Source organism: Pseudomonas sp. P110(2024), assembly GCF_057480795.1.
Map to the genome: position 1 here is coordinate 72,062 of NZ_JBLIYT010000002.1, position 19,687 is coordinate 91,748.

The following is a 19,687-nucleotide window of genomic DNA, read 5'->3' on the forward strand; positions in this document are numbered from 1 at the left end:
GAATCGCCCCCTTTCCACACAGAGCCCGACCATGCGCCTACTGATCATCGAGGACGAACCCCGCACCGCCGACTACCTGCAACAGGGCCTGCGCGAGAACGGCTACGTGGTCGACTGCGCCCATACCGGCACCGACGGCCTGCACCTGGCCCGCCAGCAGGCGTACGACCTGGTGATCCTCGACGTCAACCTGCCCGGGCTCGATGGCTGGGGCGTGCTGCAGCGCCTGCGCGCCGAATCCTCGACGCGGATCATGATGCTCACCGCCCATGGCCGTCTGGCCGACCGGGTCAAGGGGCTGGACCTGGGCGCCGACGACTACCTGCTCAAGCCCTTCGAGTTTCCCGAACTGCTGGCGCGCATCCGCAGCCTGCTGCGGCGCAACGACCAGCACCTGCAGCCGAGCACGCTGAAGGTCGCCGACCTCGAACTCGACCCCGGCCGCCACCGCGCCTGGCGCGGCGGCCAGCGCATCGACCTGACCGCCAAGGAGTTCGCCCTGCTGCACCTGCTGATGCGCCAGAGCGGCGAAGTGCTGTCACGCACACAGATCATCTCGCTGGTGTGGGACATGAACTTCGACTGCGACACCAACGTGGTTGAGGTCTCGATCCGCCGCTTGCGAGCGAAGATCGACGACCCGTTCGAGGACAAGCTGATCCACACCCTGCGCGGCGTCGGCTACGTGCTCGAGGCCCGGGCGTGAAGCGCCGCCCGAGCCTGTCGCTGCGCCTGGGCCTGACCGTCACCCTGCTCGGCGCGGCACTGGTCTTGCTGCTGGCGTGCCTGGCGGTGTTCGCCCTCGACCACGAGCTGGACAGCCGGGCGCGCAAGGACCTGGCGCGCAAGATGCTGCAAGTCGAGCACAACCTGCGCGTCGATCTGCGCAGCGATGACCTTGGCGCCCGCGCCCACCCGCTGCTCGACCTGGTCATGGGCCATGACAACCTCAGCCTCAGCGTGATGGCCATCAACGGCCGCCACCCGGCCCTGCTCAGCCTGGGGCCGGCGCTGCAGTCGCAGCACCTGCTGGACCTGGAGGCCGACAACCGGCTGACCTTCCACACCTGGCGCGACGACGATGGCAACCAGATCCTCACTGTCAGCCGCCTGATGCGCCTGCGCGACGACACCCCGGTCAAGGTGCTGATGTCGCTCAACCGCAGCGACGACAACAGCCTGTTGCAGGCCTACCTGCACTCCACCCTGCTGGCCCTGCCGCTGCTGCTGGTGCTGATCGGCATCGCCGCGTGGAAGCTGGTGCAGCGAGGCCTGCGCCCGCTGCGGCACTTTCGCCGGATCGCCGGGCAAGTCTCGGCCCAGGACCTGGAGCATCGCCTGCCGGACGAGGGCCTGCCCGTCGAACTGGCCGACCTGGCCCGCGCCATCAACGTGATGCTCGACCGGCTCGACCAGGGCGTGCGTCAGCTGTCGCAGTTCTCCGACGACCTGGCCCACGAACTGCGCACGCCCATCGGCAACCTGATGGGCAAGGCCCAGGTGACCCTGGCCCGCGAGCGTGATGGCGACAAGTACCGCGAGGCGCTGGAAGACAGCGTCGAGGAGCTGACTCGGCTCAACCGCATCATCAACGACATGCTGTTCCTGGCCCAGGTCAGCCAGCCGCAGACCCAGGTGGCTCTGGTGCCGGTAGCGCTGGCCGACGAGATCGCCCGCGTCAGCGAACTGTTTGCCTTCAGTGCCGAGCTCAAGGGAATATCCCTGCACCTACAAGGTTGGGGAACGGCGCTGGTGGACAAACTGATGTTCCAACGCGCGCTGTCGAATCTGCTGAGCAATGCAATCCGCCATGGCTCGGAGGGCAAGCCTGTGGCCGTGGGCATCGAGCGGCATGACAACGGGATTGATGTATGGGTGGAAAACCAGGGAGCTGGTATTGGCCTGGCGCAGCAGCCACACCTGTTCGAACGCTTCTACCGGGCAGGCGCCGGGCGATCACGACTCGAAGGAGGGACCGGGTTGGGGCTGGCGATCGTAAAGTCGATCATGCAACTGCACGGGGGGCGGGTCGAGGTGCAAAGCCGGGCCGAAGGGCCGACCCGGTTCACATTGGTGTTCAAGGGCATCCAATCGCAAGACTAGCCTCAAACAGCAGTAAACACCGCTTGATGGTTGCGATGGAACTGGTCGACACCATACTGGCGCAACCGCTCCAACCACTCCTCGGCCACGGTACGTGAATACCCTAGGTCGATCGCGGCCTCGCGTATCAGTTCGAACTCGGTTCGCAGTGTGGTGGGCATGATGCCCGGATCATCGGTATTGATCAGAACGCGCATCGGTCCTCTGCGCAGGCCGAATCGGTTGTATTCCCCACCTTCGTGGAGTTCGCGTTCATCGGGTGGATTCCAGCGGAAGATGGGGTGTTCGCCGTAGTGTTCCAGGCGGGCAACATACAGGTTCGAAGTAGGGTTGGCTTCGATGATCAGCCCCTTGCGATCGTATTCATCCAGCAAATGATCCTGCAGCGCCTGCATGAACGCCAGCTCTTCAGGTGTCTCGAAGTCTCGCAGCGGTGAGTCGGAGCTTTCACCAGGGCGATTCGCCAACTCGTGACGCTTGCCCTTGTCGCAGGCCTCGATGATGACCGTTCGTGGCGGTTGTTTGCTGCCTGCGCGGATGGACATATGGCGCAGCAGATAGAGTTCGGTGGCTGATTGCTCAGTGTCATTGTGCAACGCCATCGAATCCTTGCTCATGGCCAAGCGCTGGTAATCCGGCACTGAGGCCGTCAACGTTCGATCAAGCAGTGCAACGGGGTGATTCTGCTCGAACTGAAAGTGGCAGTTACGCCGCAGTTGCCAGGCGTCGAACAACAGATCCGGACTCGGCGTTGCCCCTCCCTTGCCCCTGGCCGCCCGGGTGGACGTGACAGGCGCCAACAGGTCGATATCCTTCAGCGCGCCACACCAGTCCACTTCCCTGGCGAATCGTGCAATGCGGCGCTCGAGGCGGTGGATGATACGGCTGGCCAGCTCTACTCTGCCGCCAAGCTCGCACGCGTAGTGCCACATCCAGACCAGGTTATCCAGATGTTCGTCCACGGGCAGGATCATGTCGCCCTGGCGATTAACCCAATCCAGCGGCGTAATGCCCAATGCCAACGCATGCCCCAGGCGATCGCCGCTACGCATTTCGCAGAAACGCACGGTTTCATCCACATGGCGCATGCCGGACAACGGATGCGCGTAGTCCTCGCCCGCATGAATGCTCAGGTGAAAACCTGGCGTCGCGGCATGTGTTTCGCGCTGGGTATGAATATGACTGCGCATCCAGCGCAGCACCGGAGCGAACCATTCGATGCGCAAGGCATTCTCATCGCCAGCCACGTCCAAGCCACGTAGCCAGCGGCTCGGCTGAAAATGAAAGTTGGGGTTGGCTACACCGCCGAGAAATGCCGGGTGGTCGGTGCCATCTTCCGACTCCAAGGCTTGAAGCAGCCCTGCGGCCTGCTCCCAACAACGTCTTGCATCATGCTCGGGCACCAGGCGGCGGCCCAGGTTGCTCTTCTTCTTTGAACCCGACCGGGAAAAATGCATGCAGAAGTGCCAACGCTCGTTGCTCTCCAGATACTTCTGATGCGCAGGCTTCATGGGGTTGTAATCTGGAAACCCGAACGCGCCTTCCGCTTCCGGCAGCGGAGCACCCTGGGCTTGACCTATGACACGTGCCATTTCGGCAAAACGAATGGGCTTGATCATCGACTCAGGTACCTTGAACTCGACAAGGTCACCCCGTGCTGACAGCACCCTGGCAATATTCTCGGCGTTAGTGGCGCTCTTGGCGAAGGACGCCAGACTACTGTGGGAGTAGTCCTCAGTGAAGCGTGTCAGGCCCTGACCATCCATGATCAGCTCCTTGCGCAACGTCATCAGTTCGCTGAAGAGGTAAAAAATGCTAACACGGACAGTGAGCGGCGTGTTTTGCTGGCGATACGTATGCCACAACCAGATCACCAGCCAGGCCCACCCTTCGCTGTAGCGAGCGGCGCCACCATCCAGCGGTTTCAGAGCATCGGCAACCTGCCGTAGCAGCCAGTGGCTATCGATATCCCGTTCTGGCCGGTTGCTGAACTGGAAGTAATCCCAGAAGAGATTCAAAGGCATCGGCAGATCCGAGGACTCGCTCATGCAGGCCTTCTTCAGCTTTCCAACAATGCCCTTGTTGCGCTCCTCGCCTGTGCGCTGTTCCCTCTCGATCAGCACTGCCAGCACGCGTCTTAGCCGCCTCAGCGTATCCCTGTCACCCTTCGATCCCCCCTCGATGGCGAACAGGCTGCTCGCCAGTACCACACCATCGAAAGCAATCCCGCCCAGATGCACATGACCTTCGGCGTAGGGCCTGTTGCTGGCCGTATCTGGCGCGTGGAAAAGTTTCTGGCTGTTGACGATACGCCGGAAGTCCCCAGGCTCGTGGTGTTCATGCCGATTCAACCAACCAGACAGGTTCCAGCCTGCCAGCAAGACCGGGTCCAGGTCGGCGGCCATTCGAGCGAAAGCCTGGACCTGGTCATCGCGGTAATGCAGGAAGTCGCCGTTACGCACCATCAATCGCTCGAACAATGCGTCGAGCATCGGAAAGTCAGGCGTATCGAACATGTCCTCCGCTAGCAGGCCACCGAACGCATGGTCCATGTCCGTTCGCCGGAAGCGTCGCGAATGGTTGGCATCCAGGGACCTGGCCAAGCCCTCCATGCGCTGTGCGTGCCAACGGCTGTAGTCGTCGGCAGGGGCGAACTTTACCTTGCCCTGCAGAAAGTCGAGCAGCAGGCTGGACTGGCGCGGACTGGTGAAGACTTCGCTGACGGCAAGTTCGAGGAGGGAGCGTTTGATCATGCTTTGTACGCTTTCAAATTCAGCACATACTTCATGGCTGCCTTGACTTGTCGCTCATAAACTGCAGGCATGTACTTAAACTCCGAGCTGAGCGCTTCATAGAACGCCTCTACACTCTCACGATCCGGACAAGTCTTTCTCAACCCATCTTTTATCGTATTGATACTGAGTTTGGATCCCTCCAACCCCAGGCGAGCCTTGATCCATGTGGACACGGACTCCGATAGTGGTCTCCAATCATCACTTTCTGTCCCTTCGATAATCCCTCTGAGCGGATGGTCACCCAGTGCATAAGTGATGGAACGAGTCGCTTGACCAAAATGCATCACGGACTCGCTGAAATCAGAAATATCGCTGAAATCAATATCCATCACGCCGCCAAAGGCAGCCCCTTCCCTAGGATAGAATGGCTGGACATTCATTGTATAAAGTATGCTACTTTCGAATGATGTCTGATCCGAAATATTGACTGTCGCGATCAATGAAGGCAAACCAAACAAGCGACCTTTTTCAAAACTTCCAAAAGCTGACCAGATGCCATTGAAGGCTTGCCTGGCGATACTCAGAACCTGCTCCTCAGTCAAGGCGGTGTTTGTTGGCGGATTAAACAACCACGCCTGATTCATAACCTTATTTACGACATTATAAACAAGCCAAGGGGACACTCGACGCTCAGAGAATCCGTGCCGATCACGCCATTCGTTAATTTTGGCAGCTAGCTGATCAACCCCATCAAAATATGCATCAAAATCAAAAATCGCATTAAATTTCACCTCATCATCATCATCGCCGTCATCGTCCGACGTTCGGTCGAAGTGAGCTTTGGTCGCTGCTATAGAGGCTGTGGAGTAGAACGGCGCCCGAGCCAGCAAATAACGAATGTCATCGGTATCAACTGCTTTGACCAGACTCATGACCACCAACTCAAGTAGCCTACCAACACTTACCATCCGCCCCCTACTAGTCTTTGAATAGTAGTTCACATGCAACATTAGGGCAGACACAATGCTAAATCCCGGGATGATAGGCAGATCGAATTTGAAGCCTTTTTTTATTCGACCGCCTACCTCTGGCACGGGAAAAGGCAATATCGATGCCGAAGGCAAACGATCAAGCCAATCTTGAGGCAGCCGCTCTTCGAGGGATGACTTCCAACCCGCCAGCAAATCACCTTTCTCAAAAATCTCTAGCTCAGTGGAGCCCTGCCGCTGTGGTTGGTACAACAGCGTATCGAAAATACTGATGGTACTGTCTTCCTGTCGATACCAGTGCTGCTGCGCGCACAAGACCAGGTAAGCAGATCCGCCACTCCGTTCGTATGAGAAATAATCCTTAAGCGCATCGCACCAAGCATTCTCCTGATCTTCGGAAAGTAATCGCTGGACACTATCATCACGGTCGCTTGATACCTTCGCAAAAACCGCATAAGCATTGCTGTAGTCACGCTTACGCTTGCTAGTTGCTTCGCTGTATTTCGCTTCGAACTCTCGAAGAACAGATCTCGGAACATCAGGCATTTGATAAAAATGAGCAATATCGCCTCGTTCCCCGGCGCTGAAGAAGCATGACGGCAACTCGGGTATCAGACGTCTGCAGCTATGTATCAATTGAGAGACGGCGCGCACAGAATCAAGCGGCAGTCTGAGCTGGCTTTTCTCGGCCCGGTTGACAGGCCCCATCAAGAAAGCTTCAACCCATTCATGGAACGCCCTGAGCTGAATTTTTTTATCCGTCCCCTGCCCCATTCCACTCAGATAAATATTTTTATCCGAGAGATAGGTAGAAATTTCCGGCATCCGAAGACGATACTGAAAGGGCAGTACTTTCCTTTGATACTCAGCAGCCAGCTCCTTCGCATGTTTGTAGGCCGACTCGACATTATAGTCAGAGTCTTCCTTTATGCGACCGTGAAAGTCCCGCCATGTCAACTCTTCATACAGAATGCCATCACCACTGATGACCGGCAGTACCGCAGGGCTCGTCAAGTAACGGCGAACAATTTCCAGATTCTCAAATGCCTTGCTCAGCGAGGTATCGACATCATCTACTGTCAGGACCAAGAGGTCTTTACCAATCAGCTTCAGCACCAGCTCGAAGAACAGATGCACTTCTTCTACCAGCTGCTGATTACCCATGAAGGCCCTAAGTTTGTCGAGACCTTTCGTATTATCCTGCGACTGCATTTTTTCCAGCGCATGCCCCAACCTCTGCAACTGCAACGCGAGCGACTTGCGCGCATGATCATCGCTCTTCTGCGCAAGCTTTACTGTTTCGTCAGAGAGAATAGCGGCGACAATCACATTGAGAAACAGGTCATCATGATCTTCCAACAGTGTTGGGTCAACTGGCTTTAGCACATGAACACGCCCTACCCAGTCATGATCCTGTTTCTGCCCTTCCAGGAACATCGGCAAATTCACAAGCACGGAACTTTTACCCGTGCCCCGTTTGCCATCCAAGAGAATCGCACTGTGGGAGCGGCACTTATCGAGGCTGAGTTTTTTGGTTCTAGCAGCAACTGCGCGCTGCTGGGCATCTCCTATGAAGCCCAGCAAATCTTTGTAAACCGTCTGCGCGAGCAAGGTGTTGGAATTCGCTTGATAGGCGCTTTCAACCTGATCGATTGGAATAAAACGAAGGCTCTGATCGCCCATTGCAGTACTTCCCTTTAATCATATTCCTGAAACAGGCGGCTCACAGCCCAAGTTTCAACTTGAACGTTCTTCGTTCAGCGCGAAGCGGCGACGATCAGCGCCTTCATCTCCGCCACCGCCGCCTTGAAGCCGACAAACAGTGCATGGGCCACCAGCGCATGGCCGATGTTCAGCTCGTTGATGCCCTTGATTGCCGCCACCGCCTCGACGTTGTGGTAGTGCAGGCCATGACCGGCATTGACGATCAGGTCCTGGCCAACACCAAACGCCACGCCATCGACGATGCGCTTGAGCTCCTCGGCGACCTCGGTCGGCGTCTCGGCATCGGCATAGCGGCCGGTGTGCAGCTCGATAGCCGGCGCACCGACCCGGCGCGAAGCTTCGATCTGCCGCTCGTCGGCATCGATGAACAGCGACACTTCGGCGCCGGTGCGCGACAGACGCTCGACCGCCGCCTTGATCCGCGCCTCCTGGCCGGCCACATCGAGGCCGCCTTCGGTGGTCAGCTCCTGGCGGGTTTCCGGCACCAGGCAGATATGCGCCGGGCGGATCTTCTCGGCGAAGGCCATCATCTCCTCGGTGACGCCCATCTCGAAGTTCATGCGGGTCTGCAGCACGTCCTTGAGCAGCAGCACATCGCGCTCCTGAATATGCCGGCGGTCTTCGCGCAGGTGCACGGTGATGCCATCGGCACCCGCTTCCTCGGCGTCCAGGGCGGCCTTGACCGGGTCCGGATAGCGGGTGCCCCGGGCCTGGCGCAGGGTCGCCACGTGGTCGATGTTGACGCCGAGAAGCATGCGGTTGCTGTGAGTCACGAAAGGGCTCTCCTGAAGATTGAGCCCCACAGCATACGTCGTGCTCAGCGCTTGCGAAACAGTTCCCGGCTGACCAGCGGCTTGGGCCCCAGGTGAACCGCCAGGGCCTGGCGCATCAGGCGCTTGGCGGCGAGCAACGCACCAGGCGCTTCCCAGTCGGCCTGGGCCAGGGCCAGCAGTTCGCTGCCCTTGAACAGCCCGGGCTGGAACAGCTCGACGCGCTCCAGGCCGGCGTCAACCTGCAGGCGATAGAGCCCTTCGGCGACGACGGCAGTGTCGTTGACGTCATGATCCAAAGCGAAGGCATAGCCCAGCTCGTCCAGCAGGCGCCATTCGAAGGAGCGCAGCAACGGCTCCAGCGGCCGCCCGGCGGCCAGGGCCTGCAAGGTCAGGGTGTAGTGCTCGAACAACGCCGGATGCGGCGCCTCGGCGGGCAGCAGGCGCATCAACAGCTCGTTGAGGTAGAGCCCGCTGAACAGCGCATCGCCGTGCAGCCAGGCTGCGATGCCAATGCTGTCCATGCGACCGACGTTCTTCAGTTCGCCGCGCCCGCGCAGTTCGACTTCCAGCGGCACGAACGGCCGCACCAGGCTGCCACCCTTGCCCCGCGCCCGGCGCAGCACCGCCCGCACCCGCCCCAGGGGGGTGAGGAAGTCCACCAGCGCGCTGGTTTCCTTGTAGGCGCGGCTGTGCAGCACGTAGGCGGGTTGGGGGGTGGGTTGGTCCATTCGGATCTCTCGATGCCAGAAATGCCTGTGGGAGCGGGCTTGCCCCGCGATCGCCTTCGCGGGGCAAGCCCGCTCCCACAGGAGCAAAAGCAGGGATTGGGGCTTACAGGTCGCCGTAACCCAGAGAACGCAAGGCGCGCTCGTCGTCGGACCAGCCACCCTTGACCTTCACCCACAGGTTGAGCATGACCTTGGAGTCGAACAGCACTTCCATGTCCTTGCGCGCCTCGGACCCGATACGTTTGATACGCTCGCCCTTGTCGCCAATGATGATCTTCTTCTGCCCGTCACGCTCGACCAGGATCAGCGCATGGATGTGCAGCACGTGGCCCTGCTGCTTGAACTCCTCGATTTCCACGGTGATCTGGTACGGCAGCTCCGCACCGAGCTGGCGCATGATCTTCTCGCGCACCAGTTCGGCGGCGAGGAAGCGGCTGCTGCGGTCAGTGATCTGGTCTTCCGGGAAGAAGTGCTCGTTTTCCGGCAGGTGCTTGGCGATCTGGGCTTCCAGCGCTTCGAGGTTGTGCCCTTGCTGCGCGGAAATCGGCATCACTTCCGCGTTCGGCAGTTGTTCCTGCAGCCATTGCAGATGCGGGATCAGCTCGGCCTTCTCTTCCATGCGGTCGGTCTTGTTGACCGCGATGATCAACGGGCCGGTCACGTACTGCACCCTCTCCAGCACAAGCTGGTCCTCGTCGGTCCACTTGGTACGGTCGACCACGAAGATCACCACGTCGACATCCTTGAGGGCCGCCGAGGCGTTGCGGTTCATGTAGCGGTTCAGCGCCTTGTCGTTGGCCTTGTGCATGCCGGGGGTATCGACGTAGATCGCCTGCACGTCACCCTCGGTCTTGATGCCGAGCATGTTGTGGCGGGTGGTCTGCGGCTTGCGCGAGGTGATCGCCAGCTTCTGGCCGAGGATGTGGTTGAGCAGCGTGGACTTGCCCACGTTGGGGCGACCGACGATGGCGACATAGCCGCAGCGGGTCGAAGTATTCTCAGTCATTGCCATTCTCCACGCCCAGGGCGATCAATGCGGCGGCGGCGGCGACCTGCTCGGCGATACGCCGGCTCACGCCCTGGCCACGGCTTTTCTTGTTCAGCAGGACCACTTCGCATTCGACGAAGAAGGTCCGGCAGTGCGGTTCGCCCTGGATATCCACCACTTCGTAACGTGGCAACTCGCAGGCACGCGACTGCAGGAACTCCTGCAGGCGGGTCTTGGGGTCCTTGTTGGTGTCGACCAGGGTCAGCCCATCGAACTCGTCGGTCAGCCAGGCGAGGATCCGCTCGCGGGCGGTCTGCATGTCGGCGTCCTGGTAGATCGCCCCGATCAGGGCCTCGAGGGCGTCGGCAAGAATTGACTCGCGACGGAAACCTCCGCTTTTCAGCTCACCCGAGCCCAGGCGCAGGTACTCGCCCAGGTCGAAGCCGCGGGCCAGCCGCGCCAGGGTCTCGCCCTTGACCAGGCGTGCGCGCAGGCGCGACAACTGGCCTTCACGGGCCTGCGGGAAGCGCTCGAACAGCGCCTCGCCGACCACGAAGTTGAGGATGGCATCGCCAAGGAACTCCAGGCGCTCGTTATTGCGCCCGGCGTAGCTGCGATGGGTCAGGGCCAGCAGCATCTGGTCCTGGTTCTTGAAGGTGTAGCCGAGCTTGCGCTCCAGGCGGGCCAGGGAAGCGCTCATGGGGCCACCCGTGCAATGTTCAACGCGTTGTTCAAATCAACATCCTGAAAGACGGTTTGACTGCGGTCTGTCGCCGGAACCGACGAAAGCTCTCGCTCCTTGAGAACACAGCCTATGTCAGAAATGCAATCGGCGCTGTCCGTGGACAGCGCCGTCGTTACTCAATGGATCAGCCCGACCCGCGACAGATTCGGGAAGTGGCTGAGCTTTGGCTCGGGCCAGCTCATCCAGACCGCGAACGCCTTGCCGACGATATTGTGGTCCGGAACCATGCCGTGCAGCTCCTTGGGAATGTTCGGATCATCCCAGAAGCGGCTGTCGTTGGAGTTGTCGCGGTTGTCGCCCATCATGAAGTAATGACCGGCCGGCACGGTCCATTGCTGGTCCGGCGGCATGCGGTAGCGGGTCATTTCCTTGCGGATCAGGTGCTCGGCTTCACCGAGCTTCTCCTTGTACAGCTCGGCGCTGCCCAGGGTGCCCGGCTCGCTGCCGACCAGTTGCTCGGCGATCGACTGGCCGTTGACGAACAGTCGCTTGTCGCTGGTGTAGCGCACCACGTCACCCGGCAGGCCGACCACACGCTTGATGTAGTTGACATTGGGGTCGCTCGGGTAGCGGAACACCATCACATCCCCGCGTTGCGGATCGCCCACCTCGATGACCTTCTTGTCGATCACTGGCAACCGAATACCGTAGGAGAACTTGTTCACCAGGATGAAGTCGCCCACTTCCAGCGTCGGCTTCATCGACCCCGACGGGATCTGGAACGGCTCGACCAGGAACGAACGCAGCACCAGCACGATGAACAGCACCGGGAAGAACGACTTGCCGTATTCGACGAGCAAGGGCTCCTTGTTCAGGCGTTCGACCACGGCCATTTCGGGCTGGCTGACGCTGCCCTGGTAGTTGGCGATCGCCGCCCGCCGGCGCGGGGCCAGGAACAGCAGGTCGATCAGACCCAACAGACCGCAGACGGCGACGGCGATGACGAGCAACAGCGGGAAATTTAGCGACATAGGACCTAGCTATCCAACCTGAGCACGGCAAGGAAGGCTTCCTGTGGAATCTCCACGTTACCCACCTGCTTCATGCGTTTCTTACCGGCCTTCTGCTTCTCCAGCAGCTTCTTCTTACGGCTGACATCGCCACCGTAGCACTTGGCCAGTACGTTCTTTCTGAGCGCCTTGACGGTTGTCCGCGCGATGATCTGGCCGCCGATAGCTGCCTGGATCGCCACATCGAACATCTGCCGAGGGATCAGTTCCTTCATCTTTTCGGTCAACGCGCGGCCTTTGTAGGCGGCGTTGTCGCGGTGCACGATCAGGGCCAGGGCATCGACCTTGTCGCCGTTGATCAGTACGTCCAGCTTGACCAGGTTGGCCGACTGGTAGCGGTCGAAATGGTAGTCCAGCGACGCATAGCCGCGGCTGGTCGACTTCAGGCGGTCGAAGAAGTCCAGCACCACTTCGTTCATCGGCAGGTCGTAGCGCACCTGGACCTGGCTGCCGAGGAACTGCATGTCGCGCTGCACGCCACGCTTCTCGATACACAAGGTGATGACGTTGCCCAGGTGCTCCTGCGGCACCAGGATGGTCGCGGTGACGATCGGCTCACGGAAGTCGTTGACCGCCGAGACGTCCGGCAGCTTCGACGGGTTGTCGACAGTGATGGTTTCGCCGGTCTTGAGTTCGAGCTCGTAGATCACGCTGGGCGCCGTGGTGATCAGGTCCAGGTCGTACTCGCGCTCCAGGCGCTCCTGGATGATCTCCATGTGCAGCATGCCGAGGAAGCCGCAACGGAAGCCGAAGCCCAGGGCGTCGGAGCTTTCCGGCATGTACTGCAGCGACGAATCGTTCAAGGTCAGCTTCTGCAGGGCGTCGCGGAAGTCCTCGAAGTCGTCGGAACTGACCGGGAACAGGCCAGCGTAGACCTGCGGCTGAATCTTCTTGAAGCCTGGCAGCACTTCGACTTCAGGGGTGTTGGACAGGGTCAGGGTGTCACCCACCGGGGCGCCATGAATGTCCTTGATACTGGCGATGATGAAACCCACTTCACCGGCTTTCAGATCAGCGGTCTGGGTGTGCTTGGGCGTGAACACGCCGACGCTGTCGACCAGGTGCACCTTGCCGGTGGACTTGACCAGGATCTTGTCGCCCTTCTTGACGCGGCCGTGGCGCACGCGCACCAACGAGACCACGCCCAGGTAGTTGTCGAACCAGGAGTCGATGATCAGCGCCTGCAACGGCGCGTCGATATCGCCTTCCGGCGCGGGGATGGTCTGCACGAGGCGCTCGAGCACCTCGTCGACGCCCATGCCGCTCTTGGCGCTGCAGGCCACGGCGTCGGTGGCGTCGATACCGATGATCTTCTCGATCTCGTCCTTGACGCGGTCCGGATCGGCCTGGGGAAGGTCCATCTTGTTCAGGACCGGCATCACCTCCAGGCCCTGCTCGATGGCGGTATAGCAGTTGGCCACCGATTGGGCCTCGACGCCTTGACCGGCGTCCACCACCAGCAGCGCACCCTCGCAGGCGGCCAGCGAGCGCGAGACTTCATAGGTGAAGTCGACGTGGCCGGGGGTGTCGATGAAGTTCAGCTGGTAGACCTTGCCGTCCTGCGCCTTGTAGTTGAGCGTGACGCTGTGGGCCTTGATGGTGATCCCGCGCTCGCGCTCGAGGTCCATGGAGTCCAGGACCTGGGCTTCCATTTCGCGCGCCGACAGGCCACCGCACATCTGGATGAAACGGTCGGCCAGCGTCGACTTGCCATGGTCGATGTGGGCGATGATGGAGAAATTGCGGATATGACTCAAATCACTCACGGGTCAACACTCGAAAAGGCTGCGAGCCGGACGCCCGCCGAAAAATAGCCGGGAATTGTACCTCAAGCCGGAGGGATATGGGAGAACCCTTGTCACCTGCCTATCGGTTAGCGTGGGAGCGGGCTTGCCCCGCGATGGCGTCCGATCAGCTGAAAATGTTGCCTGATCGAGCCACATTGCGGGGCAAGCCGGCTCCCACGCAGGACCATCAAGCCTGCTGCTCATGAAAAAAGGCAGCCGAAGCTGCCCTTTCCCTACCGTTCAACTCGCTTATTCAGCCAGTTTGAAGGTGATGAAGCTCGCACGCCCCTGTCGCAGCACGCGCATGGACACCGAACGGTTCTTCGGCAGTTCCTTGGCGATCTCGGTGAACTGCTTGGCCGAGGCGATGGCCTGGTTGTTCAGGTGGCTGATGACATCGCCCGGACGCAGGCCGATCATGGCCGCCGGACCATCCTGGACTTCCTTGATGACCACGCCGCCCTTGAGCTCCAGCGACTTCTTCTGCTCGGCGGTCAGGTCGGACACGGACACACCCAGGCGGTTGCTGCTGCGCTCGGCGCTGCCATCGGCACCCGCGCCCAGGCCGATGTCGGCGTCATCCTCGGGCAATGCGCCAATGGTGACGTCCAGGTTCTGGCGCTTGCCATTGCGGATGATCTCCAGCTTGGCCTTCTCGCCGTCCTTGAGGCTGCCGACCAGGTGCGGCAAGTCGGCGGACATGACGATCGGCTGGCCATTCATGCTCAGGATCACATCGCCCACCTGCAGACCGCCCTTGGCTGCCGGGCCGTTTTCCAGGACCTGGGCGACCAGGGCGCCGGCCGGCTTGTCCAGGCCGAAGGATTCAGCGAGGTCCTTGTTGACCTCCTGGATCACCACGCCCAGCCAGCCGCGGCTGACCTTGCCGTCTTTTTTCAACTGGTTCGACACATCGATGGCGACGTCGATCGGGATGGCGAACGACAGGCCCATGAAGCCACCGGAACGGGTGAAGATCTGCGAGTTGATACCCACCACCTCGCCCTTCATGTTGAACAGCGGACCACCAGAGTTACCCGGGTTGATCGCCACGTCGGTCTGGATGAACGGCACATAGGTGTCGTTGGGCAGCGTACGGCCCTTGGCGCTGACGATCCCTTTGGTCACCGAATGGTCGAAGCCGAACGGCGAGCCGATGGCCAGCACCCACTCACCGACCTTGAGTTTCTCCGAGTCACCCAGCTTGACAGTCGGCAGGTTCTTGCCCTCGACCTTGAGCAGGGCCACGTCAGTACGTGGGTCGGTGCCCACCAGCTTAGCCTGCAATTCACTGCGGTCGGACAGGCGGACGATGATCTCGTCAGCGTCTGCGACCACATGATTGTTGGTCAGCACATAACCGTCACTGGAGATGATGAAGCCCGAACCCAGCGACTGCGCCTCGCGCTGGCGATCGCCACGAGGCGAACGCGGCTGCTGCGGCATGTTGCGCTCGAAGAACTCGCGGAACATCGGCGGCAGGCCTTCGAGGTCCGGCATCTGCCCGGCGGCGACGCGACGGTCCGGCAGTTTCTGCTTGGTGCTGATGTTGACCACCGCCGGCGAGGCCTGCTCGACCAAGGTGGTGAAGTCCGGCAGGGACTCTTCGGCCTGGGCGCTGAGCACCTGGCCAAGCATGAGCACGGCGGCGAACATCGATAGGTAGGTTTTCAAGCGTGGTATTGACATACGGCTCCCGTCACAACGAGCGTAGTTAGCAGTAAGGTTCCCGCAGACGCAGGAAAGGCCAGACTCCGAGAAGCCTGACCTATAGAAAATTTGCAGCAGGATTGCAAATGACAATGCCTTAATTTCATGTCAGCTCTGTGTAACAAGAACTGTCAGAGGGCGCGCCGTCATTGGCGCGCCTGGGCATCCTGGGCCCGCATCGACAGGGCGACACGCTCGGCGGTACCCAGCGGGATCTCGCCGACCACAGTGACCATCACCTTGCCCTTGGGCGTTGTAAGGCGCCGCGACACCGCGACGGTGGGACCGAGCTGGGCACGGGTATCGACACCAGCCTCGTTGCCGATCGGCTCGAGGAACACCGAAAAACGGGCCAGGCCATCGTCATACATGAGACTGCTGACTGTATTCTTGCGCTCCGGATCGCGGCGGACCGAGCTGTTGACCAGCTCGAACCCTGGCGGCAGCCAGTCCGAACGCCACCCGACGACGGTTTCGGCGGTGCCGGACTGCGTGCGCTCAACTGGCTTGCAACCGGCGCTGGCGGCCAGTTCGGCGTCGGTTGGCGCAGCATCAGTGTCAAGGCGGGTCATCTGGAAGCGCTCAAGCAACTGGCCCTTGTCGTTGAGCATCAACGAGCGCAGGGGCAGCCCGGTGCGGCGGTCCAGATGCAATTCGAAAGCATAACGATGCTGGTCACGCGGTGTGAGCGCGACAATCACCGCATCGCGCCCGGCGACGCGCGACTTGCCTGACACGCTCAGGTCGTACCAGCTCATCAGCTTCAGGGGGTCGAGCACCCGCAGGGCGCTGTCCGGTGGTGTGCCCACGCTACTGGCAAGGTTGCCACTGACGCATTGCACCTTGCCGTCGACCCGCACGATTTCCTGGGCCGAGCCATCGAGTTGCAACAGCCGCTCGCTGACCTTGCCGTCCTGGACGCGATGCCAGATGTCATGGGATGAGAAGCTGCCGTTGCGTTCGTAGACGAAGGATCCCTGGTAACTCTGCTGCTGCTCGGCCCGTGCCAGCTTGTTCAACCACTCGCTCGCCTCGGGCGAGGAGTTGGCGGCCAGGGCCTGCACCGTCAGGCTGCTGCCAAGCAGCAGCGACAGGAGAGGTAGCGCGCGCATGATCCTCCTTAACTTAGCGGTTTTCCAGGCTGGCAGCGCGGGCGTAAGGCAGCGCGGTCTCGTTGCCCTTCAGCGCGGACTCCTGGGCGTGCTGGCGCAGGTAGCCCGGCAAGCGTTGATCCCAGCCGGCCTGGTTCTGCAGCACACCGTTAGCCATTGGCCCGGTCGGTTGCTCGTTGCTTTCACTATAGCCTGCCAAAACGGCCGGACCTTGCGCCTGCGGCATGCTCAGCCCCTGCTGGGCAGGCTGCTGGGCGGCCAGTTCGGCACCGCTGATCTCGTCCTGGTTGTAGAAGCGCACACCGGCCAGCACGGCAACGGTCACCGATGCGGCCACGGCCAGGCGACCGAGGCTGCGCCAAGGGCCCTGCTTGACCTTGGCCGGCACGGCCTCATCGGCCAGCGCTGCGGAAACCGCCGAGGCGATGTCCAACTTGGGCAGCAGCAGCTCTTTGTGCATGGCTGCGCGAGCAATCTGGTAACGCGACCAGGTAGCACGGGTTTCGGCATCGTCGACGGCATTCAGCACGCGACGCAGTTCCAGTTCGTCCGCTTCGTTATCCATCACCGCGGACAGCGATTCCTGCAAAGCTTCACGACTCATGGCGGTTCCTCTCTTGGCTGTCGCCGCTGTCTCAGGTTTCCTGCAACAAGGGTTGCAGGGCTTTGTCTATGGCCTCCCGAGCGCGGAAGATTCGAGAGCGCACGGTACCCACTGGACATTGCATGACGCTGGCAATGTCCTCGTAACTCAATCCATCGAACTCACGCAGGGTCAGCGCCGTACGCAAATCTTCCGGCAGTTGCTGGATGGTTCGATGGACGGTGCCTTCGATTTCATCCCGCAACAACGAGCGCTCTGGGGACTCGAGATCCTTGAGACCATGATCGCCGTCATAGAACTCCGCATCCTCGGAGCTCACATCACTGTCTGGTGGCCGCCTTCCGCGGGACACCAGGTAGTTCTTCGCCGTGTTGATGGCGATGCGGTAAAGCCACGTATAGAACGCACTGTCACCGCGAAAATTCCCAAGCGCACGGTATGCCTTGATGAAGGCTTCCTGCGCCACGTCCTGCGCCTCATGGGTGTCGTGTACGAAACGCACGATCAACCCGAGAATCTTGTGCTGATACTTCAGCACCAACAGATCGAAAGCTCGCCTGTCGCCACGCTGCACGCGCTCTACAAGCTGCTGATCCTCTTCCTGGGTTAGCATGAACACTCCTCAGTGATCTCGAAGGAGCGCTGCATCAGCCATCGTTCAGGCTTGCAACCATAGACTCGGGCTTTGCGCAAAAGTTCTCCCCTCCAAGCAAGTTTCCTGCGGCCCTTGGTCGGCTCGCACGAAAGACGCAGCGCGGTCACGGCCGGCTGCGTCGATATTCTGGTTTCGTTACGCAGGTGTCAGCCCAAGATAGAGCTGCCGCCTTGCGTCGCCGCGGCAATCTGTGGCGTACGGGCAGCCTTTATAGGATTTCCAGGGGTATCGGAAAGTTCCCATAAAGATCGCCAGCCACCCGTATGCACCATTGGAAATCAGGCGCCCGGGGCTGCTATAAAGGCATCCCGGCCAGGTTTCACGATAGTTTCACAGTGCCATCTGCGCTCGACTATTGTGCCGTGCCCCCTCCAAAGATTACTAGTGTCCCGACATGAGCCAACAATTCCAACATGATGTCCTGGTGATCGGCAGCGGTGCCGCCGGTCTCAGCCTGGCACTGAACCTTCCCCGCCACCTGCGCATCGCCGTACTGAGCAAGGGCGACCTGGCCAACGGCTCGACCTTCTGGGCCCAGGGCGGCGTTGCCGCGGTGCTTGACGATACCGACACCGTACAGTCCCATGTCGAGGACACCCTTAACGCCGGTGGCGGGCTGTGCCACGAAGATGCCGTGCGCTTCACCGTCGAGCACAGCCGCGAGGCCATCCAGTGGCTGATCGAACAAGGCGTGCCATTCACCCGCGACGAGCACTACAGCGTCGACGACGGCGGCTTTGAGTTCCACCTGACCCGTGAGGGCGGTCACAGCCACCGGCGCATCATCCATGCCGCCGACGCCACGGGCGCGGCGATCTTTACCACCCTGCTGGAACAGGCCAGGCAACGCGCGAACATCGAACTGCTCGAACAGCGCGTGGCCGTCGACCTGATCACCGAGCGCCGCCTGGGCCTGGACGGCGACCGCTGCCTGGGCGCCTACGTGCTTAATCGCAACTCCGGGGAGGTGGACACCTTCGGCGCGCGCTTCACCGTGCTGGCCACCGGCGGCGCGGCCAAGGTCTACCTGTATACCAGCAACCCCGACGGCGCCTGCGGCGACGGCATCGCCATGGCCTGGCGCGCCGGATGCCGGGTGGCAAACCTTGAGTTCAACCAGTTCCACCCGACCTGCCTGTACCATCCGCAGGCCAAGAGTTTCCTGATCACCGAGGCACTGCGCGGCGAGGGTGCCCTGCTGCGCCTGCCCAATGGCGAGCGCTTCATGCCGCGCTTCGATCCACGCGAAGAGCTGGCGCCACGGGACATCGTCGCCCGCGCCATCGACCACGAGATGAAGCGCCTCGGGGTGGACTGTGTCTACCTCGACATCAGCCACAAGCCGGCCGACTTCATCACCAGCCACTTCCCGACAGTGTACGAGCGCTGCCTGACCTTCGGCATCGACATCACCCGCCAGCCGATTCCGGTGGTGCCCGCAGCCCACTACACCTGCGGTGGGGTAATGATCGACGAGCACGGTCACACCGACGTGCCCGGCCTGTATGCCATCGGCGAGACCAGCTTCACCGGCCTGCACGGCGCCAACCGCATGGCCAGCAACTCGCTGCTCGAATGCTTTGTCTACGGTCGCGCCGCCGCCGCCGACATCGAGGCGCGCCTGGACCAGGTCGCCATGCCCCGCGCCCTGCCTTGCTGGGACGCAAGCCAAGTGACCGACTCGGACGAGGACGTGATCATCGCGCACAACTGGGACGAGCTGCGGCGGTTCATGTGGGACTATGTCGGCATCGTGCGCACCAGCAAGCGCCTTCAGCGCGCCGAACACCGGGTGCGCATGCTGCTGGACGAGATCGACGAGTTCTACAGCAACTACAAGGTCAGCCGCGACCTGATCGAGCTGCGCAACCTGGCGCAGGTGGCCGAGCTGATGATCCGCTCGGCCATGCAACGCAAGGAAAGCCGAGGCCTGCACTACACCCTGGACTATCCGGGGATGCTGCCCGAAGCCCGGGACACCATTCTGGTGCCGCAGAACCACGAGTGAGGTTGCAGTCTGCGC

15 protein-coding genes are annotated in these 19,687 nt (G+C 61.0%); 3 read left to right on the forward strand and 12 right to left on the reverse strand.

All coding sequences use genetic code 11. The features are described 5' to 3' along the window. Window positions 1-31: 31 nt before the first annotated feature. Together AC25ND_RS03310 and AC25ND_RS03315 are read left to right on the forward strand one after the other, a co-directional pair. Window positions 32-706: a heavy metal response regulator transcription factor gene (locus AC25ND_RS03310; RefSeq protein WP_062364201.1), complete on the forward strand. Its 675-nt coding sequence runs from the start codon at window positions 32-34 to the stop codon at window positions 704-706. Beyond that, complete coding sequence (locus AC25ND_RS03315) at window positions 703-2,103, forward strand: heavy metal sensor histidine kinase (RefSeq protein WP_486976103.1); 1,401 nt, start codon at window positions 703-705, stop codon at window positions 2,101-2,103. Before AC25ND_RS03310 ends, AC25ND_RS03315 begins: the two co-directional genes overlap by 4 nt. Before the next feature lie 2 nt (window positions 2,104-2,105). Here AC25ND_RS03315 and rdrB read toward each other — a convergent pair whose 3' ends face one another. The 12 genes from rdrB to rpoE form a co-directional block, all read right to left on the reverse strand. Then, window positions 2,106-4,856 (reverse strand): antiviral RADAR system adenosine deaminase RdrB, encoded by a 2,751-nt coding sequence (gene rdrB / locus AC25ND_RS03320; RefSeq protein ID WP_486976104.1) that lies wholly within the window; start codon window positions 4,854-4,856, stop codon window positions 2,106-2,108. Further along, window positions 4,853-7,510, reverse strand: coding sequence for an antiviral RADAR system adenosine triphosphatase RdrA (gene rdrA / locus AC25ND_RS03325; RefSeq protein WP_486976105.1), 2,658 nt, complete (start codon window positions 7,508-7,510; stop codon window positions 4,853-4,855). Before rdrA ends, rdrB begins: the two co-directional genes overlap by 4 nt. 74 nt (window positions 7,511-7,584) lie before the next feature. Beyond that, the gene (pdxJ, locus tag AC25ND_RS03330; protein WP_486976150.1) at window positions 7,585-8,307 is read right to left on the reverse strand and encodes a pyridoxine 5'-phosphate synthase; all 723 of its coding nucleotides are present in this window, start codon (window positions 8,305-8,307) and stop codon (window positions 7,585-7,587) included. Between the two features lie 62 nt (window positions 8,308-8,369). Further along, window positions 8,370-9,053 (reverse strand): DNA repair protein RecO, encoded by a 684-nt coding sequence (recO, locus tag AC25ND_RS03335; RefSeq protein ID WP_062364196.1) that lies wholly within the window; start codon window positions 9,051-9,053, stop codon window positions 8,370-8,372. Between the two features lie 103 nt (window positions 9,054-9,156). Beyond that, window positions 9,157-10,059, reverse strand: coding sequence for a GTPase Era (gene era / locus AC25ND_RS03340; RefSeq protein WP_028690122.1), 903 nt, complete (start codon window positions 10,057-10,059; stop codon window positions 9,157-9,159). Then, a complete protein-coding gene (rnc, locus tag AC25ND_RS03345; RefSeq protein ID WP_028690123.1) occupies window positions 10,052-10,741 on the reverse strand; it encodes a ribonuclease III in 690 nt (229 codons plus the stop codon). Before rnc ends, era begins: the two co-directional genes overlap by 8 nt. 161 nt (window positions 10,742-10,902) lie before the next feature. Continuing rightward, window positions 10,903-11,757: a signal peptidase I gene (lepB, locus tag AC25ND_RS03350; RefSeq protein ID WP_028690124.1), complete on the reverse strand. Its 855-nt coding sequence runs from the start codon at window positions 11,755-11,757 to the stop codon at window positions 10,903-10,905. 5 nt (window positions 11,758-11,762) lie between these two features. After that, the gene (gene lepA / locus AC25ND_RS03355) at window positions 11,763-13,562 is read right to left on the reverse strand and encodes a translation elongation factor 4 (protein WP_028690125.1); all 1,800 of its coding nucleotides are present in this window, start codon (window positions 13,560-13,562) and stop codon (window positions 11,763-11,765) included. A 270-nt stretch (window positions 13,563-13,832) separates the two neighbouring features. Then, on the reverse strand, window positions 13,833-15,239 hold the full coding sequence (locus AC25ND_RS03360) for a DegQ family serine endoprotease (RefSeq protein ID WP_371263124.1): 1,407 nt from the start codon (window positions 15,237-15,239) through the stop codon (window positions 13,833-13,835). Between the two features lie 200 nt (window positions 15,240-15,439). Beyond that, a complete protein-coding gene (locus AC25ND_RS03365) occupies window positions 15,440-16,405 on the reverse strand; it encodes a MucB/RseB C-terminal domain-containing protein (protein WP_182322150.1) in 966 nt (321 codons plus the stop codon). Window positions 16,406-16,418: 13 nt separating this feature from the next. After that, entirely contained in the window at window positions 16,419-17,009 is a 591-nt protein-coding gene (locus AC25ND_RS03370; RefSeq protein WP_028690128.1) for a sigma-E factor negative regulatory protein, read from the reverse strand. Window positions 17,010-17,040: 31 nt separating this feature from the next. Further along, window positions 17,041-17,622: an RNA polymerase sigma factor RpoE/AlgU gene (rpoE, locus tag AC25ND_RS03375; protein WP_003252049.1), complete on the reverse strand. Its 582-nt coding sequence runs from the start codon at window positions 17,620-17,622 to the stop codon at window positions 17,041-17,043. Window positions 17,623-18,058: 436 nt separating this feature from the next. Between rpoE and nadB the strand changes: the two genes are divergently transcribed. Beyond that, window positions 18,059-19,672: an L-aspartate oxidase gene (nadB, locus tag AC25ND_RS03380; RefSeq protein WP_028690129.1), complete on the forward strand. Its 1,614-nt coding sequence runs from the start codon at window positions 18,059-18,061 to the stop codon at window positions 19,670-19,672. The last annotated feature ends 15 nt before the right edge of the window (window positions 19,673-19,687 follow it).

What these genes read in the sequence shown, in the direction of transcription:
- AC25ND_RS03310 (WP_062364201.1), top strand. Translation starts at nt 32, where the DNA reads ATGCGCCTACTGATCATCGAGGACGAACCCCGCACCGCCGACTACCTG.
- rdrB (WP_486976104.1), bottom strand. Translation starts at nt 4,856, where the DNA reads ATGATCAAACGCTCCCTCCTCGAACTTGCCGTCAGCGAAGTCTTCACC.
- rdrA (WP_486976105.1), bottom strand. Translation starts at nt 7,510, where the DNA reads ATGGGCGATCAGAGCCTTCGTTTTATTCCAATCGATCAGGTTGAAAGC.
- pdxJ (WP_486976150.1), bottom strand. Translation starts at nt 8,307, where the DNA reads ATGCTTCTCGGCGTCAACATCGACCACGTGGCGACCCTGCGCCAGGCC.
- recO (WP_062364196.1), bottom strand. Translation starts at nt 9,053, where the DNA reads ATGGACCAACCCACCCCCCAACCCGCCTACGTGCTGCACAGCCGCGCC.
- era (WP_028690122.1), bottom strand. Translation starts at nt 10,059, where the DNA reads ATGACTGAGAATACTTCGACCCGCTGCGGCTATGTCGCCATCGTCGGT.
- rnc (WP_028690123.1), bottom strand. Translation starts at nt 10,741, where the DNA reads ATGAGCGCTTCCCTGGCCCGCCTGGAGCGCAAGCTCGGCTACACCTTC.
- lepB (WP_028690124.1), bottom strand. Translation starts at nt 11,757, where the DNA reads ATGTCGCTAAATTTCCCGCTGTTGCTCGTCATCGCCGTCGCCGTCTGC.
- AC25ND_RS03360 (WP_371263124.1), bottom strand. Translation starts at nt 15,239, where the DNA reads ATGTTCGCCGCCGTGCTCATGCTTGGCCAGGTGCTCAGCGCCCAGGCC.
- AC25ND_RS03365 (WP_182322150.1), bottom strand. Translation starts at nt 16,405, where the DNA reads ATGCGCGCGCTACCTCTCCTGTCGCTGCTGCTTGGCAGCAGCCTGACG.
- AC25ND_RS03370 (WP_028690128.1), bottom strand. Translation starts at nt 17,009, where the DNA reads ATGAGTCGTGAAGCTTTGCAGGAATCGCTGTCCGCGGTGATGGATAAC.
- rpoE (WP_003252049.1), bottom strand. Translation starts at nt 17,622, where the DNA reads ATGCTAACCCAGGAAGAGGATCAGCAGCTTGTAGAGCGCGTGCAGCGT.
- nadB (WP_028690129.1), top strand. Translation starts at nt 18,059, where the DNA reads ATGAGCCAACAATTCCAACATGATGTCCTGGTGATCGGCAGCGGTGCC.